The sequence below is a fragment of the Pseudomonas sp. S1(2024) genome (assembly GCF_046557535.1).
The window spans coordinates 43081-59097 of sequence record NZ_JBKGFP010000088.1 but is presented as its reverse complement, the minus strand read 5'-3'; the positions used below and the strand labels follow the sequence as shown (position 1 = coordinate 59097).

General features: G+C 63.4%; 11 protein-coding genes. All 11 read left to right on the top strand.

Annotation, left to right across the window (positions count from 1 at the left end):
• Positions 1-131 precede the first annotated feature (131 nt).
• The gene (locus ACLCGK_RS24495; RefSeq protein ID WP_410953130.1) at positions 132-2408 is read left to right on the top strand and encodes a tetratricopeptide repeat protein; all 2277 of its coding nucleotides are present in this window, start codon (positions 132-134) and stop codon (positions 2406-2408) included.
• Positions 2409-2594: 186 nt separating this feature from the next.
• A complete protein-coding gene (locus ACLCGK_RS24490) occupies positions 2595-3569 on the top strand; it encodes an AAA family ATPase (protein WP_060484343.1) in 975 nt (324 codons plus the stop codon).
• 10 nt (positions 3570-3579) lie between these two features.
• Positions 3580-4530, top strand: coding sequence for a DUF58 domain-containing protein (locus ACLCGK_RS24485; RefSeq protein WP_410953129.1), 951 nt, complete (start codon positions 3580-3582; stop codon positions 4528-4530).
• Positions 4527-5024 carry a DUF4381 domain-containing protein gene (locus ACLCGK_RS24480; protein ID WP_410953128.1) on the top strand — a complete coding sequence of 166 codons (498 nt, stop codon included), beginning with the start codon at positions 4527-4529 and terminating at the stop codon, positions 5022-5024. The genes ACLCGK_RS24485 and ACLCGK_RS24480 overlap by 4 nt, the downstream gene beginning before the upstream one ends.
• On the top strand, positions 5011-5991 hold the full coding sequence (locus ACLCGK_RS24475; RefSeq protein ID WP_410953127.1) for a vWA domain-containing protein: 981 nt from the start codon (positions 5011-5013) through the stop codon (positions 5989-5991). The genes ACLCGK_RS24480 and ACLCGK_RS24475 overlap by 14 nt, the downstream gene beginning before the upstream one ends.
• Complete coding sequence (locus tag ACLCGK_RS24470) at positions 5988-7589, top strand: VWA domain-containing protein (RefSeq protein WP_197862791.1); 1602 nt, start codon at positions 5988-5990, stop codon at positions 7587-7589. The genes ACLCGK_RS24475 and ACLCGK_RS24470 overlap by 4 nt, the downstream gene beginning before the upstream one ends.
• Complete coding sequence (locus tag ACLCGK_RS24465; protein WP_410953126.1) at positions 7586-8905, top strand: hypothetical protein; 1320 nt, start codon at positions 7586-7588, stop codon at positions 8903-8905. Before ACLCGK_RS24470 ends, ACLCGK_RS24465 begins: the two co-directional genes overlap by 4 nt.
• 111 nt (positions 8906-9016) lie before the next feature.
• Positions 9017-9958 (top strand): HAD family hydrolase, encoded by a 942-nt coding sequence (locus ACLCGK_RS24460; RefSeq protein WP_410953145.1) that lies wholly within the window; start codon positions 9017-9019, stop codon positions 9956-9958.
• 84 nt (positions 9959-10042) lie between these two features.
• A complete protein-coding gene (locus ACLCGK_RS24455) occupies positions 10043-11611 on the top strand; it encodes an arylsulfatase (protein WP_410953125.1) in 1569 nt (522 codons plus the stop codon).
• 165 nt (positions 11612-11776) lie between these two features.
• Positions 11777-14305, top strand: coding sequence for a fused MFS/spermidine synthase (locus tag ACLCGK_RS24450; protein ID WP_410953124.1), 2529 nt, complete (start codon positions 11777-11779; stop codon positions 14303-14305).
• 42 nt (positions 14306-14347) lie between these two features.
• Entirely contained in the window at positions 14348-15979 is a 1632-nt protein-coding gene (locus tag ACLCGK_RS24445) for a mechanosensitive ion channel family protein (protein WP_410953123.1), read from the top strand.
• The last annotated feature ends 38 nt before the right edge of the window (positions 15980-16017 follow it).

The window sequence follows — 16017 nt, the reverse complement described above, 5'->3', positions numbered from 1 at the left end:
GGGGGCAACTCACTCATCTTAGGAAGGAAATCGCGCTTTGCCCAAAGACAGGCTTTCAGTCATTGCAGACCGATGGACGTGTACTACGCTGCATCGGGGATCAAATATGGAGCGATTCAATGGTGCGGGGCATGCTGGCAAGGAAGTGGGGACTGGCATTGATACGCACCTGCATGCTCGGGTTTTTGCTGAGTAGTGCAGCACTGGCAGCCTCCGAGGGGCAATTGCCGCGACAGGCCACCGAGCGCGAGGGGTATGCCGACGCTGGCACTTGCCTGGGTTGCCACGCCGACCAGGCCAGCCAATGGCAACACTCCGACCATGCCTGGGCATTGCGTGAGCCCACGGCTGATAACGTGCTCGGCAATTTCGACAACGCACACTTCGACGAAGACGGGGTCCAGGCCCGTTTTTTCCGTAAAGGTAACGGCTATTACGTCAACCTAGAGGGGGAAGATGGCAAACCGGCTGACTTTCGCGTGCTCTATACGTTTGGCTTCGAACCCTTGCAGCAGTACCTGGTGGCCTTGTCACGAGGGCGCCTGCAGGCGCTGACCCTTGCCTGGGACAGCCGCCCGGCCGCACAGGGCGGGCAGCGTTGGTTCTCGCTGTATCCAGGGCAGCGCTTCGCGCCTAACGACCCCCTGCACTGGACCGGCCGCTACCAGAACTGGAACGCCATGTGCGCCGACTGCCACTCCACCGCGCTGGCCAAACACTACGATGACAAAAAAGACAGCTTTGCCAGTACCTGGCAGGAACAGAATGTCGGTTGCCAAGGTTGCCACGGGCCAGGTCAGGCCCATGTCGACTGGGCCAAACAGCATCCCGGCGCCTCGCCGGCGCAAGGTTTAGTCGTGGATTTCAAAGCCTTGGGCAGCAAGGGGCAGGTCGAGCAGTGCGCCTATTGCCACAGCCGCCGCCAAGGCCTGGGCTCCGGCCAACTACCCGGCCATCCCCAACTCGACCAAAGTTTGCCGGCTACGCTGCGTACCGGCCTGTACCATGACGCCGGCCAGATCGACGGCGAGGTCTATGAATTTGGCTCGTTCAGCCAAAGCAAGATGTACGCGGCCGGGGTCGCCTGCACCGACTGCCACAACCCGCACACCACCAAGGTGCGCATCGAGGGCAATGGCCTGTGCGTACAATGTCACAATACGCAGCCCAACACCGCACGCTTCGCCGGCCTGCAGGCCAAGGACTACGACAGCCCGGCGCACCATCACCACGTGGTGGGCTCGCCCGGCGCGCAGTGCGTGAACTGCCACATGCCAACCAAGAACTACATGGTGGTCGACCCTCGGCGCGACCACAGCATCCGTATCCCGCGGCCCGACCTTGCTGACACCGGCCCGGACGCCTGCACCACTTGCCATCAGGATCAGAAGGCAGACTGGGCCGCCAGCGCCATCGACAGTTGGTTTGCAAACCCTAAGCGACCGTCCCATTACGGGCAAGCGTTCCATGGCGTGCGCCAAGACCCGTCCACCACCTTGAGCCGCTTGGGCTACGTGTTGGCCGACAAGAGCAACCCGGCGATTGTCCGCGCCACGGCCGCCGACCAGCTGGCGGACATTGGCCCAGCTGCCGCCAGCAACCTGCGTTGGGCCTTGCAGGACAAAGACGCCGTGGTGCGTGCCTATGCGGTGTCCGGTTTTACTAGTCTGCCGGCCGAGGAGCGCCTGAAACCGCTGCTGCCACTGCTTGAAGACCCAACCCGGGCGGTGCGTGACGAGGCTGTGCGGGCGTTGGCCGATGTACCGCCAGCGCAGTTGCCGGCTGCGTTTGCGCCCCTGCTTGCCGAGTACGAACAGCGCCTGCGAAGCAACGCCGACTTGCCCGGTGGACGGCTCAACCTGGCCGTGCTGCTGCAACGCCAGGGGCGCGACGAGCAGGCGATGGAAGAGTACCGCCAGGCCCTGAAGATGGACCCGTATTTCGTCCCTGCCAGGGTCAACCTGGTGACACTTGAAAGCAGCGCCCAGCGGTTGGGCGATGCCGAACAGTTGCTGCGTTATGGCGTGGCGCTGGAGAAGATGCCCCAGGCCGATCGTGGCAATCTGGCCTACATGCTGGCGCTACTACTGGTGGAGCGGAACAAACCCGATGAGGCGGTCGGCTGGATGGAACAGGCTGCCGTGGCGCTGCCGGGAAATTCACGCATCCGTTACAACCAGGGGTTGCTGCTGTCGCGGATGAACCGTCGGGATGAGGCGTTGGTGGCGTTGCGTAGCGGGTTGGAGCAAGCGCCGGAGAATGCGGATTTGCTGTACACGCTGATCTACCTGCACGCCTTGGCGGGGGAGCGTGAACAAGCGTTTCCGTATGTTCAGCGGATGCGTGAAGTGGCGCCGGAGGATCCGCGGTTGCAGGCCATCGAGCCCTATTGGAAGGAACGGCCGTGATGTGTTTGCGGTGCGATTATTTTGTTTAAGATCGCGCGCCGCCCGCGCAGCGCGCGATCTCCCAGGCGCAGGAAAAAAAATCAAAAACCGATCAAAACCCTATTCTCTCTTCACGACACGCTATTGCACCCACCTCACGTGGGACTAGGATCTATCAGACCGCTAACCCACCCAAGGACCGCGCCCGTGAACACCCACGAACACGTCCAGGCCCTGGAGGCATCGGTCGCCGAAAAAGTCCTCGGTCAGGCCGAGACCATCCGCCATGTCCTGCTCGGCCTGCTCGCCAACGGCCATGTTCTGCTCGAAAGTCTGCCCGGCCTGGCCAAGACCCGCACGGTCAAGGCCCTGGCCACGCACCTTGAGGCGCAGATGCGGCGCATCCAGTTCACCCCGGACCTGCTGCCTTCGGACATCACCGGCGGGGAGATCCTGCAACAGACGCCGGAAGGCAACAAGATCAGCTTTCAGCCCGGTCCGCTGTTCGGCAACGTTATCCTCGCCGATGAAATCAACCGCGCCCCGGCCAAAGTCCAGGCGGCCTTGCTCGAAGCCATGGAAGAGCGCCAGATCACCGTGGCTGGGCAGAGCTACCCGATGCCCGGGCTTTTCATGGTGTTGGCTACCCAGAACCCGATCGAACAAGAGGGCACCTACCCGCTACCCGAGGCGCAGATGGACCGCTTCCTCATGAAGCTGCAACTCGACTACCCGCGCCCCGAGGACGAAACCCAGGTGTTGCGCCTGGTGCGGGAAGAGGACCAGGCCAGCCACGAGGCTGCCGCACAACCGGCACGGTTGGCCCAACAGGTGATTTTCGACGCCCGCCGCGAGGTGGCGCAGGTGCATGTGTCGCAGGCCATCGACCGTTACCTGATCGACCTAGTCAACGCCACGCGGCACCCGAATGACTACGACCCGGACCTGGCGCGCTGGATCAGGATCGGTGCCAGCCCGCGTGGCGGTATCAGCCTCGACCGGGTGTCGCGCGCCCACGCCTGGCTGCAAGGCCAGGACTTCGTGTCGCCCGACAACGTGCGTGCCGTTGTGCATCCGGTGCTGCGGCACCGCTTGCAGCTTTCCTATGACGCGGTCACCGATGGCGTGGCGGCCGACCAGGTCATTGACCGGTTGCTGGACAAGGTGGCGATTCCCGCCTGACGGACATGCTATGGATGCCAACAAGGTAGTTGCAGACGGCTTCGTGTATGCCTCGCTCGCCGAGCTGATGGCGCTGGAGGCTCGTGCCCGCGGCCTGAGCTTCGTTGCCCGCCAGCCGCTGTCGAGCATCCTCTCCGGCAACCACGCCTCGCGCCTGCGTGGGCGGGGGTTAAGTTTTGACGAGCTGCGCCATTACCTGCCCGGCGACGACTTGCGTCACCTCGACTGGCGGGCATCGCTGCGCTACGGCAAACCGTTCGTGCGCACCTTCACCGAGGAGCGCGACCGGCCGACCCTGGTGCTGGTGGACCAGCGCATGAGCATGTACTTCGGGTCGCAGCGTTACTTCAAATCGGTCAGCGCCGCGCAACTAGCAGCCATCTGTGCGTGGATTGCTTTTCATGCCGGTGACCGGGTCGGCGGTATGGTGTTCGACGGCCAGCAGGTGCAGTACGTCAGGCCCCTGCGCAGCCGGGCGCGGGTCGAAGCGCTGTGCAGCTCGGTGGTAAACGCCAACCACCGGTTATCGGCGTATGCCGCCGACCAGGAAAACGATGCCCAGCTGGACAAGGTGCTGCGCAGTTGCGCTGCCAGTGCAGGCCACGACCATTTGATCTGCATCATTAGCGACTTTGCCGGCATCACGCCAGACACCTTGCCGTTGCTGCGCCAGCTAAGCCAGCACAATGATGTGATCGCGATTCAGGTGTACGACCCAATTGCCCTCCAGGTGCCGGACAAGGGCCGGCTGAACGTCACCCAGGGTGCTGTGCAGGTGGAACTGGAGGTGGGGCAGCGGCGCATCAATCGGCCCTTGGGCGAGTTTCTGGCCGGGCGCCTGCAAGATGTGGCCGACCTGCTGCGTCGCAGCCAGGTACCGCTGATGCTGATCAGCACCGGCGACGACAGCCTTGACCAATTGCGTCGTGAGCTGGGGCGCTTGGCCCAGGTGCCCCGATGAACAATACGGCACCATCCATAGACCAGTTGCGCGAGCTGGCACCCGGGGTGCCGCCGTTCAGCTACTTGCCGCAGACCTGGGCCTGGCTTGCGCTCGGCATTTTGCTGCTGACGCTGGTTGGCCTGTGGGCTGCGCTGCGCTGGCGCCGCTGGCAGCGTGACCAATATCGTCGCGAGGCGCTGGCCCGGCTCGATGCGCTGGCCGCGAGCCAGGGAGAACAGCGCCTGGCTGCACTGCGCGAACTACCCGAACTGCTCAAGCGCGTTGCGTTGTCGATGCCCGCTGGGCCTACGGCTGCCAGCCTGGCCGGTGCGGCCTGGCAAACCTTTCTCGACCAGCGAGCACCCCAGCCGCTGCCCGCCGACTTCGCCCAAACATTGCACACGCTTGCCTACGCGCCCGATGCCGCCCTGCGCGCACTGGATGCACAGCAAGCTAGCGCGCTGTTCAGTGCCAGCCGCAGCTGGATCGAGGGGCACCATGTGGCAGTTTGATTACCCCTGGGTGTTTCTGCTGCTTCCGCTGGCGTGGCCGGCCTATCGGTTATTGGCCCCGTATCAAGAAGGCCGTAGCGCGTTGCGCGTGCCGTTTTTCGCGGCCATGAGCCGCGCTGTGGGTAAGCAGCCGGGGCAGGCGAATGGTGGCGGCGGGCGTGCGCAACTGCTACTCAATGTGCTGGTGTGGTGTCTGCTGGTGGCGGCCTGTGCCCGGCCGGTGCTAGTGGAAAAACCCGTCCAGCGCGAACAGCCGATCCGCGATCTGATGCTGGCCATCGACATCTCCCAATCCATGGAGGCCACCGACTACAGTGATGCCGACGGCCAGAGAACCGACCGGTTGACTGCGGTCAAGGCGGTGGTGCGCGACTTCATCGCCCGGCGTAAGGACGACCGCATCGGCCTGATCGTGTTCGGCACCGGCGCCTATCCGCAGGCGCCGTTGACGCTCGATCATGCCAGTCTGTTGCTGCTGCTCGATGAGGTCGGTATCGGCATGGCCGGGCCCAACACCGCACTGGGCGATGCCATTGGCCTGACCATCAAAGCCCTGGAAAACACCAATGAGCAGGAGAAAGTGCTAATCCTTCTGACCGACGGCAATGACACTAGCAGCGCCATTACCCCCGACCACGCCGCCCGGCTGGCTCAGGCCAACGACATCGTCGTGCATACCATTGGTATCGGCGACCCCCACGCCACCGGCGATGCCAAGGTCGACCTGGCAACATTGCAGGCAATTTCGCGGACAACCGGTGGCCAGTTCTTCCGCGCTGACGACCGTGAGGCGCTGCAGCAGGTATACGCCACACTAGACCGGCTGACCCCGCACAAGGTGCAGACCTTCAGCCATCAGCCCAAGCGCGACCTGTTCGTGTGGCCACTGGGTGTCGCGGCCGCTGCGCTGCTGGCGAGTCAGTTGCTGGCGGTGGCGTGGTCACGACGCCCGGGGATGCAGGCATGACCGTCGACCTGGCCGCCTTCCATTTCCTGCGCCCGTGGTGGCTGCTACTGATCCTGCCCGGTGTGCTGCTGCCGTTGCTATGGCTGCGGCGCCACGACCTGCGGCGGCAGTTGAATGGTGTCATCGCCCCGCACCTCGTCGAGCACCTAATGATCACACCGTCGGACCCACGCCGACTGCGCCCGGTGCACGGGGTGGGCGCCATGCTGGTGCTGGCTGCACTGGCGGCTGCTGGGCCGACCTGGCAGCAGGACACACCGGACTTTCTCGATGACCGTGCGCCGCTGATCCTGGCGGTCGACCTGTCGCCTTCGATGGACGCCGATGACGTACCGCCCAGCCGCCTGGCTGCCGCGCGCCATACCCTGCACGACTTGGTGATGCGCCGTGGAGGGGCGCGTACCGGGCTGATCGCTTACGCCGGCAGTGCTCATCTGGTACTGCCGGCCACTGAGGATCCAGGCCTGCTCGACACGTTCATCCAGGCATTGAGCACTGACTTGATGAGCGCACCCGGCAAGGATGTATTGGGCGTGATCGACCAGGCGCTCAAGCTGTTGGATGCGGAAAAAACGCCAGGCACCCTGGTATTGCTGACCGACGGCGCCGACCCCAGCCAGTTCGACGCTATCGATAAACGCCTGAATGGCACGGCGTTGCAGGTGCTGGTGCTGGCGGTCGGCAGCCAGTCCACGGGCCCGCTGCGTACTACCCAAGGCATGCCCCGGCTGGACGCCGAGGGCCGGCCCTTGCAGGGCGACTTCGATGAGCAAGGCCTCAAGGGATTGGCCAAGGCCGCCAGCGCGCCCTTGGGCAGCCTTACGCTGGGCGACGATGACCTGGACTGGATCGAACTGCACGCCCAGCGCCACTTCAAGGCCGCCAGCGCCGATGCCGGTCAGGTGCACTGGAAGGACGCCGGCTACTGGTTGTGCTGGCCGCTGTTGTTAATCGGCTTGTTCAGCGTACGTCGCGGTTGGCGGGTGAACTGGTTACCTGGGTTGCTACTGGCGTTGCTACTGGGGACCGGGGCAGAGCCTGCCCGGGCCGGTGCCCTTGCCGATGCCTTCTTCACCGCAGACCAGCAAGGACGCTGGGCGTTCGAGCACGGCCATTACCCGCAAGCTGCCGCGCACTTCCACGACCCTTACTGGAAAGGCGTGGCTGCCTATCAGGCCGCGGATTTTCAGGCAGCGCTGGCCGTCCTTGGCAAACTGGACACGGCACCCGCCTGGTTCTACCAAGGCAACAGCTACGTAAGACTGTTCAAGTTCGATCAGGCCATCGCGGCTTACCAGCAGGCCATTCGCCTGCAGCCGGACTTCGCTGAAGCCAAGGCCAACCTGGCGCTGGCGCACGCGTTGCAAAAGGACTACGAGGACCAGCAGAAGGCCGGTACGCCCGACGAAAAAGCCGACAAGGTGGTCGAAGACCAGACCCCGGCCGTCGGCGGCCAGCAACAGCAGAAGAAGACGCCACAGGCGGCGTCCGACCAAGTGTGGTTGAACAACCTGACCACATCACCCGCGCAGTTTCTCAAGCGCAAGTTCTCGATACAGGAGGCCGCGCGGCATACCGCGGCCGAGGAGGCGCCATGAGCCGCCTTGCCGTGCTTTTGCTGGGCTGCCTGGCCGGGTTGGCGGGGTTGTCCAATGCTGCGGAGCCAGAGGTGCGGGTGCAGGCGCGCCTGGTACCGGGCAACGCCGTCATGGTCGGTGCCACTATGACCCTCGAAGTGGACTTGCTGGTGGATACCTGGTTCACCGCGCCGCCCGAGCTGCCGGTGCTGCAGTTGCCCGGTGCAGTGGTGAACCCGCCCGGTGGCGAGGCCCAGCACTTGAACCAGCGACTCGATGGCAAAGCCTTCTTCGGCCTGCGCTACAGCTACCAGATCACCCCCACGGTGGCCCAGCCTTTCAGCATACCTGCGCTTACATTCCGTGTGCATCCAGGCCAGGGCACGGTTGCGCAGACGATACAAAGCGCGCCTTTGTCGTTCACGGTGAAAAGCCCCGGCGGTGGCGGCGGCGAGCAACGGCTGGTCGCGCAGGCGGTTGAGGTCGACCAGACTGTGGAGCGTTCGCACACCCCCTTGCGTGCAGGCGAAAGCCTTACCCGCAAGGTGCATATCGTCGCCCGCGGTAGCCAGGCAATGCTCATCCCGCCGCCGACCTTCGCTGAAGTAAAGGGGCTTAAACGCTACGTGCAGACGCCCAGTGTGATTCCGCTGAGCGACGGCCGTGGGGGCACGCTGGGTGGTCAGCGCGAAGACAGTGTCACCTATGTGGTGGGTGGCGCAGGCCGCTACCAGCTACCCGCCATCGACGTGCAGTGGTGGGATGCCATCACTGGCCAGGCGCGAACGCTCACCGTGCCCGCCGTGGACCTTGAGGCAGGCGAGGGCAGCTACCAGGCGCCATTCTCGCTTCGTGAGGACTTGCGCGCGCTGGGCCAGGGGGCGCAGATCAGCATCGCCAGCCATGGTGTACTGCTGGCATTGCTGCTGTTGTTGCTGGCCGGGCTGGCTTGGGCCGCACGCGAATGGGGGATGGCCGGCTGGCAGCGGCTGCGGCGCTGGCAGGCACGCCGCCATCAGGCCTGGCTGGAGTCGCCCGGCTATGCCTGGCGACAGGCTCGGCAGCAGTGCACCAAAGAACCAGTGCGGCTGGACGCTATGTACTGCTGGCTGCGGCGTGCCACCGGGCAGCGCACGCTGTCGTCAAGTGAACATCCTGGCGACGGGCAGAACGACGTGGTTTTGCTAGCCTTCTTGCAAGAATTTTATGCCACAGGACGCTCTGAACGGCCGCCTGCCGATGCCCGCCGGCGTGTGTTGCAAAACCTGCGACAGCGGGTCGAGGCGCTGCCACCCAAGGCCCAGGGTAAACACGCGCTCAAGCAACTGAACCCCTGACCCGCGTGGTCAGCCAGGTAACTTCAGCAAGGATGGTTGACTATGCGCCATGCCCCGATTCGCAAAGCTTTCGCGCACACATTATTGTGTGGGCTGTTGATTTTCCCGGTTATGCAGGCACTGGCGGCCGAATCGCTGGCTTCTTGGCGCGAAGGGCAGTCGCGCGAGGCCATCGAGGCATTCGTCAGCGCCGTTACCGAGGTGGGTGGCCCTGAGTACATCGCACCCGCCGAGCGCATTGCGGTGTTCGACAACGACGGCACGTTGTGGAGCGAGCAACCGATGTACTTCGAAGTGCTGTTCGCCATGGATGAAATCAAGCGCCTGGCGCCGCAGCACCCGCAGTGGCGCGAACAGCAACCGTTCAAGGCAGTGCTGGAGAACGATCACCAGGCCCTCGGCGCCCAAGGCATGGACGGTATGATGAAAATCGTGCTGGCGACCCATGCGGGTGTGAGCAGTGAAGATTTCATCGCCCGCAGCCGTAGCTGGCTGGCCAGCGCCCGCCACCCGCGTACCGGCAAGCCCTACACCGAAATGGTGTTCCAGCCGATGCTGGAACTGCTGGACTACCTGCGTGACAACGGCTTCAAGACGTACATCGTCTCCGGCGGGGAGGTAGCGTTCATGCGCGCCTTTGCCGAAGAGGTGTATGGCATCCCCCCCGAACAGGTGATCGGCACTACCTTGGGTGCATCGCTCCAGGATAAGCAAGGCACATTGAGCATCCAGCGTTTGCCCAAGCTCGTGCACAACGACGATGGTCCGGGCAAACCAGTCAGCATTGACACGATCATTGGCCGTCGGCCAGTGCTGGCCTTTGGCAACTCTGACGGTGACTTGCAGATGTTGCAATGGACCACGGCCGGAAAGGGCAAGCGCTTTGCGGGGCTGGTGCACCACACCGACGCCCACCGCGAGTGGGCGTATGACCGCAAGAGTTCTGTGGGCCGGCTCGACAAGGCCTTGGACCAGGCTCAGGCCAAGGGCTGGACTGTGGTCGACATGGCCAGCGATTGGCGCCGTGTGTACCCCTTTGAAACACCGCAATGATTCGAAAACCAGCCGCAGGCGCACGGTAGTTTCCGTGCTAGCAGTCGTGGACGACAGCAGTGAAGTGAAACGGAGAGCGTAGCTATGAAGTCCAGTAGAGCTTGGTTGTCAGCGGCCGCCCTCGCGGCCACGGCAACCTTTGGAATGGGGATGGCCAGTGCGGCGGACAAGCCGAACATCTTGGTCATCTTTGGGGACGACATCGGCCAAACCAACATCAGTGCCTACGGCAAAGGTGTGGTTGGTTACCAGACACCGAACATCGACCGTATCGCCAAAGAAGGCATGATGTTCACCGACTATTACGCGGAAAACAGCTGCACCGCGGGCCGGTCCACCTTCATTACCGGCCAGACGGCGCTGCGTACCGGGTTGTCCAAAGTTGGCATGCCCGGTGTGCCGGTGGGGCTGCAGGCGCGCGACGTGACCATTGCTCAGGCACTCAAGGCGCAGGGCTATGCCACCGGGCAGTTCGGCAAGAACCACTTGGGTGACAAGGACGAGTACCTGCCGACCAATCACGGTTTCGATGAGTTCTTTGGCAACCTTTATCACCTGAACGCCGAAGAGGAACCAGAGCGCCCTTACTGGCCCAAGGATGATGCCGATTTCGTCAAGGCCGCCTCTCCGCGTGGGGTGATCAAATCCAGCGCTGACGGCAAGATCGAAGACACCGGTGCGCTGAACAAGAAGCGCATGGAAACTATCGACGACGAGACCACTCAGGCAGCCATCAACTTCATCGACAAACAGGTCAAGGCCAACAAACCGTTCTTCGTGTGGATGAACACCACCCGCATGCACGCCTTTACTCACGTGCGCGAGTCTATGAAAGGCCAGAGCGGCATGGTCGGCAATGAGTACGCCGACGGCATGCTGGAACATGATGGCGACGTCGGCAAACTGCTCAAGACCCTTGACGACCTGAAGGTCACCGACAACACCATCGTGGTGTATACCACCGACAACGGGCCGAACCAGTGGTCGTGGCCGGATGCGGCCACTACGCCGTTCCGCAATGAGAAGAACTCCAACTGGGAAGGTGCCTACCGGGTGCCGGCGATCGTTCGCTGGCCAGGCCACGTCAAGGCTGACACCATCTCCAGTCAGCTGATGTCTGGCCTGGACTGGTTCCCAACCCTGCTGGCCGCAGTGGGCGACACTGACATCAAGGACCGCCTGCTCAAGGGCGCCAGCCTGGATGGAAAAAACTTCAAGGTGCATCTGGACGGCTTCAACCAGCTCGACTACATCACCGGCAAAACCGACAAGAGTGCCCGCACCGAGTTCTACTACTTCAACGATGACGGCGACTTGGTGGGCATGCGCTACGGTGACTGGAAGCTGGTGTTCGCCGAGCAACGCGCACCGGGTGGCTTCAAGGTTTGGAGCGAACCGTTCACCCCGCTGCGGGTACCGAAACTCTTCAACCTGCGCATGGACCCGTACGAGCGGGCCGATGTGGTATCTGACCAATACTACGACTGGCTGGCGAAAAACGACTACCTGATCTTCAATGGTGTGCAGAAAGCAGCGAAGTTCCTGCAGACCTTTGTCGATTACCCGCCGAGCCAACGTCCGGCCAGTTTCAGCATCGACCAGATTCGTGCTGACGTGGACAAGAAGATCGAAGAAAAAATGAAAAAGCAGTGAGTCACGCTTCGGGAACTGAATAGGCAGATTCCTGAACAGCTGGCGTAACTTCTGTGGGAGCGGATTCGTCCGCGAGCATCGGCGAAGCTGGTGTCAGGCTCTGCGGTGTCTGATTCGCGGGTAAACCCGCTCCCACAGTCCAATCATCGGACAAGGCATTCACGCATGGCATCATCTGCAGCATCCTCCGCTGTCTCGCATGCACCGCGCACCAATTCTCGACTGCTGCTGGCCCTACCTGCCACGCTGCTGTTCCTCTCCGGCGCTGCCGGCCTCGTTTACCAAGTACTGTGGATCAAACAACTGTCTCTGGTGGTAGGCGTAGAAGTGCATGCCGTGGCCACCGGTATCAGTGCATTTTTCGCCGGGCTCGCTGTAGGCGGGTTGCTGTTCGGGCGCTGGGCTGACCGATTGCAACGCCCGGTACGCTTGTACGTCGTCCTGGAACTGGCCGTGGCGGTGCTGGGGTTGGGCGCCACCCTGGGCCTGGCCCACGCCGCCGGGCCCTTCGCCCGGCTGGAAGCCAGTGCCGGCCTGTTGGCCTGGGTGTTGCCCTTTGTGCTGGTGGGGGTACCCGCGTTGCTCATGGGCGGCACCTTGCCCGTGCTGGTTCGCGCGCTGGCGCCTGCCTGCGGGCAACTGGCGGAGGCGGGCGGTCGTTTGTACGCGGCCAACACCGCAGGCGCCATTGCCGGTACCTTGCTGGCCGCCTTTGTGCTATTGCCGCGCCTTGGCGTGAGCGGCAGCGCCTGCGCCGCAGCCAGTCTGAACCTGCTGGCTGCACTGGGCGCCTGGTTGGCGCGCCGGCGTGACACTGCGTTAACGCCGCCTGCCCAGGCAACCTCAATGCCGCGCTCGGCGCAGGCCCGCCTGGCCATCAGCCTGTACTGCGTGGCCGGGGGCGTGGCGTTGGGCTACGAAGTGGTTTGGAGCCAGTCGATCGTACCCTTCATGAGCACCCGGGCGTTTGCCTTTGCCGTGGTGCTGGCCACCTACCTGGGCGGCCTGCTGGCCGGCAGTGCGCTGTATGCCCGGCGCGCCGACCGCATTCGTGACCCCTGGGGCTTGTTCGGCCTCTTGATCGCCATCGCCGGCCTGCTTGCAATGCTGCAACTCGCCGGGCTGGGGCGCTGGCTGGTTTTAGCGCAGACCCAGGCCGAATTCTTTGCCCTGCAGCTTACCGGCAGCGAACTGGCCGGCATGTGCGCCCGGTTTGCAGTGGCAGCCCTGTGCATGGTGTTTTTGCCCACCACTTTGCTCGGCGCTGCGTTTCCGCTGGCGTTGCGGCTGGCGGTGGACAGCGGCCACGTGGGCCGGGATGTCGGTGCGGTGGTGGCGCTCAACACCTTGGGCGGTATCGTCGGCGTGCTGCTCACCGGGTTCGTGTTGGTGCCGCACTTGGGCCTGGTGCGGGCCTTGGGTGTACTGGCTAGCGTAGCGGCAGTTGTCGGCCTGGTAGCCGCCTGGCGAGGGCAGGGCGTACGGCGCCCGGCGAGTGTTGCGGTAGGCCTGGTGGCGTTGGCGACCGTGCTGGTAGCGCTGCTGACGCCACCGCAACAATTGGCTGGCCTGCTGCCAGGGGCGCGCAACGGGCAGTTGACGTACTACCATGAGGGCAAGGGCGGCACGGTGGCGGTGGTGACCCAGGGGCGTGAGGGTCAGACCTTCAGCCGGCTTTACATCCAGGGCGTTTCCAATACCGGCGATGCCATGCCGTCACTGCGCTATATGCGGCTGCAGGCTTTGCTGCCGTTGTTGATCCACAACGGTGAACCCCGTTCGGCGCTAGTGATCGGGTTTGGCACCGGCATCACCGCAGGGGCGATGTTGCGCTACCCGGGCCTAAACCGTCCGGTGGTGGCCGAACTACTGCCCGAAGTCCTGCAAGCCGCACCTCATTTCAAAGGCAACTACGCCGCCGTTGTCGACCCGCGCCTGGACATCCGCCTGCGCGACGGCCGTCGTGAACTCTTGCGCAGCGAAGAACGATACGACCTGGTGACCCTGGAGCCGCCACCGCCTTCGGCTGCTGGCGTGGTCAATTTGTACTCCCGCGATTTTTACCAACTGGCTGCCGCCCGTTTGCAGCGCGGTGGCCTGATGGCGCAATGGCTGCCACTGCCGACCCAGAACGATGAAGACAGCCGTTCGCTGGTGCGCAGCTTCATTGACGTGTTCCCCCATGCCAGCCTATGGACCACCGAGTTTCACGAGATGCTGCTGATCGGTTCGCTGCAGCCGCTGCAACTGGATGTGCCGCGCATTCGCCAGCGCCTGGCGCAGGTGCCGGTGGCTGAGGCGCTTGCCGAGGTGGGCATCGACTCGCCGCAGGCCTTGCTGGCCACCTGGGTCACCGACCGTGTCGGGCTGCAGCGTTACGCTGCCGATGCCCTGCCGGTGACCGACGATCAGCCGCGCATCGAGTATGCCCCGTGGGTGCGCCCGCGCGAAATCACTCGCGTGCTGCCGACCTTGCTGGCCTTGCGCGTTGCTCCGCCGCTGCAAGGTGCCGAGCCTGGTTTTGCCACGGCGGTGAATGACCAGTGGCGTAGCCTGGCGCGGTTCTACAGCCTCAGCTTGCACGCCTATAACGGGAACCGCCAGGCGTGGGCGAACGAGGCCCGCGAACTGGCGCGCAGCGATGGCAACAACCCTTACTATCGCTGGTTCCTGGGACGCGGCACTGGCCAGTGAAGCGGTGCTATCACTACAGAGTTACCGGCCGGGGAGTGTGCAATGAATCGTCTTCTGACTGTGCTACTCATGCTATGTGCATTGCTACCAGTGGTGGGGCAGGGCAACGACGCAACGGGCAGCGCCACCGACGGCGTGCCGGGCGAGCCGGCCGAATTGCGTATTGCCAACCGCAGCGTGTTCACCTTCAATGCCACGCTACTCGGCGAGACCCCCGCTGCCCGGGTGCACCGAGCCACCACGGTGATCGAAGACACCTTGCGCGGCACCGATGAGTTGTACGTAAGTATTGACCCGATCCTTAACAGCCACCTGGTGTTGCTGGGCGGGCGCCGAGCGTTCATCGTCGCGCCGCAGGATCTGGGCGTGGAGGGCGGGGATACCCGCTTGGCCGCCGAGAGGGCTGCCGCCACCCTGCGTCAGGTAGTGGATGAAACGCGTGAAGCGCGCAGCCTGCGCTTCTTGCTCAAGGCACTGGGTTTTTCTGCCGCTGCCACACTGTTGTTCGTGGTGCTGATAAAGGGCGCCAACTTTGGCCGGCGCAAGTTGCGCGGGCGCCTCCCACAATTGATGCGAGACCGTGCGCGGCAGATCAAGGTTGGCCAAATGCCGCTGTTTGACATGCAGTACGTATACTTCCTGATCGACCGCCTGCTGAGGCTGATTTACTGGGCGTTCGTGCTGCTGCTGAGCTACCAGTGGCTGAGCTTCGTGCTGTCCCAATTCCCCTACACCCGGCCGTGGGGGGAGAGCCTCAACGTGCACCTGCTCGACCTGCTGCGGTACTTGGTTGCGGGCATCCTGCATGCGATCCCAGGCCTTGCAGTGGCGGTCATGATTTTCTTCATCGCCCGAGGAATAAGCGGTTTCAGCAAGCGTTTGCTGGAGCGCATGGCCCGTCCTGGTACGCTCAAATGGTTGACGGAAGAAACCCTCCAGCCCACCACTCGACTCACGTCATTGGCAATCTGGCTGTTTGCCTTGGTGATGGCCTACCCGTATTTGCCAGGTTCTGGCACCGACGCGTTCAAGGGCCTGTCGGTGCTAGTAGGGCTGATGATTTCGCTGGGTGCCTCCAGCGTGGTCGGGCAGGCGGCAGCGGGGCTGATCCTGACATACTCACGCACACTCAAGGCCGGCGAGTACGTACGGGTGGGCGACAACGAAGGCACGGTGACCGAGGTGGGCATGTTCAACACCACTATACGCACTGGCCTGGGCGAGGTACTGACGTTGCCAAACTCAATGATTACTGGATCGGTGACACGCAACTACTCGCGGGTGGTGCAAGGCCAGGGTTACATCGTCGATACAGTGGTGACAATCGGTTATGACACCCCGTGGCGCCAGGTCGAGGCGATGCTGCTACAAGCGGCCGAGCGTACTGACGGCATTTTGCAGACCCCGCGACCGCAGGTGTTCCAGACCGGGCTTTCCGATTTCTACCCTGAATATCGCTTGGTAGCGCAGGCGGTTCCGAGTGAGCCACGCCCAAGGGCGGAGCTGCTGAGCCTGCTGCACGCTAATATCCAGGACGTGTTTAATGACTACGGTGTGCAGATCATGTCGCCGCATTACCTAGGCGATCCAGCGAAAGAAAAATGGGTACCTCGCGAGCACTGGTACACCACGCCGGCGCAGGATCCCAGCAGAACCGAAAAGGATATCCAGTGATCTTCAGAACGAGGCGAATATCGAATCACCACAGGCTA

What these genes read in the sequence shown, in the direction of transcription:
- ACLCGK_RS24480 (WP_410953128.1), top strand. Translation starts at nt 4,527, where the DNA reads ATGAACAATACGGCACCATCCATAGACCAGTTGCGCGAGCTGGCACCC.
- ACLCGK_RS24475 (WP_410953127.1), top strand. Translation starts at nt 5,011, where the DNA reads ATGTGGCAGTTTGATTACCCCTGGGTGTTTCTGCTGCTTCCGCTGGCG.
- ACLCGK_RS24460 (WP_410953145.1), top strand. Translation starts at nt 9,017, where the DNA reads ATGCAGGCACTGGCGGCCGAATCGCTGGCTTCTTGGCGCGAAGGGCAG.
- ACLCGK_RS24465 (WP_410953126.1), top strand. Translation starts at nt 7,586, where the DNA reads ATGAGCCGCCTTGCCGTGCTTTTGCTGGGCTGCCTGGCCGGGTTGGCG.
- ACLCGK_RS24485 (WP_410953129.1), top strand. Translation starts at nt 3,580, where the DNA reads ATGGATGCCAACAAGGTAGTTGCAGACGGCTTCGTGTATGCCTCGCTC.
- ACLCGK_RS24470 (WP_197862791.1), top strand. Translation starts at nt 5,988, where the DNA reads ATGACCGTCGACCTGGCCGCCTTCCATTTCCTGCGCCCGTGGTGGCTG.
- ACLCGK_RS24455 (WP_410953125.1), top strand. Translation starts at nt 10,043, where the DNA reads ATGAAGTCCAGTAGAGCTTGGTTGTCAGCGGCCGCCCTCGCGGCCACG.
- ACLCGK_RS24495 (WP_410953130.1), top strand. Translation starts at nt 132, where the DNA reads ATGCTGGCAAGGAAGTGGGGACTGGCATTGATACGCACCTGCATGCTC.
- ACLCGK_RS24445 (WP_410953123.1), top strand. Translation starts at nt 14,348, where the DNA reads ATGAATCGTCTTCTGACTGTGCTACTCATGCTATGTGCATTGCTACCA.
- ACLCGK_RS24450 (WP_410953124.1), top strand. Translation starts at nt 11,777, where the DNA reads ATGGCATCATCTGCAGCATCCTCCGCTGTCTCGCATGCACCGCGCACC.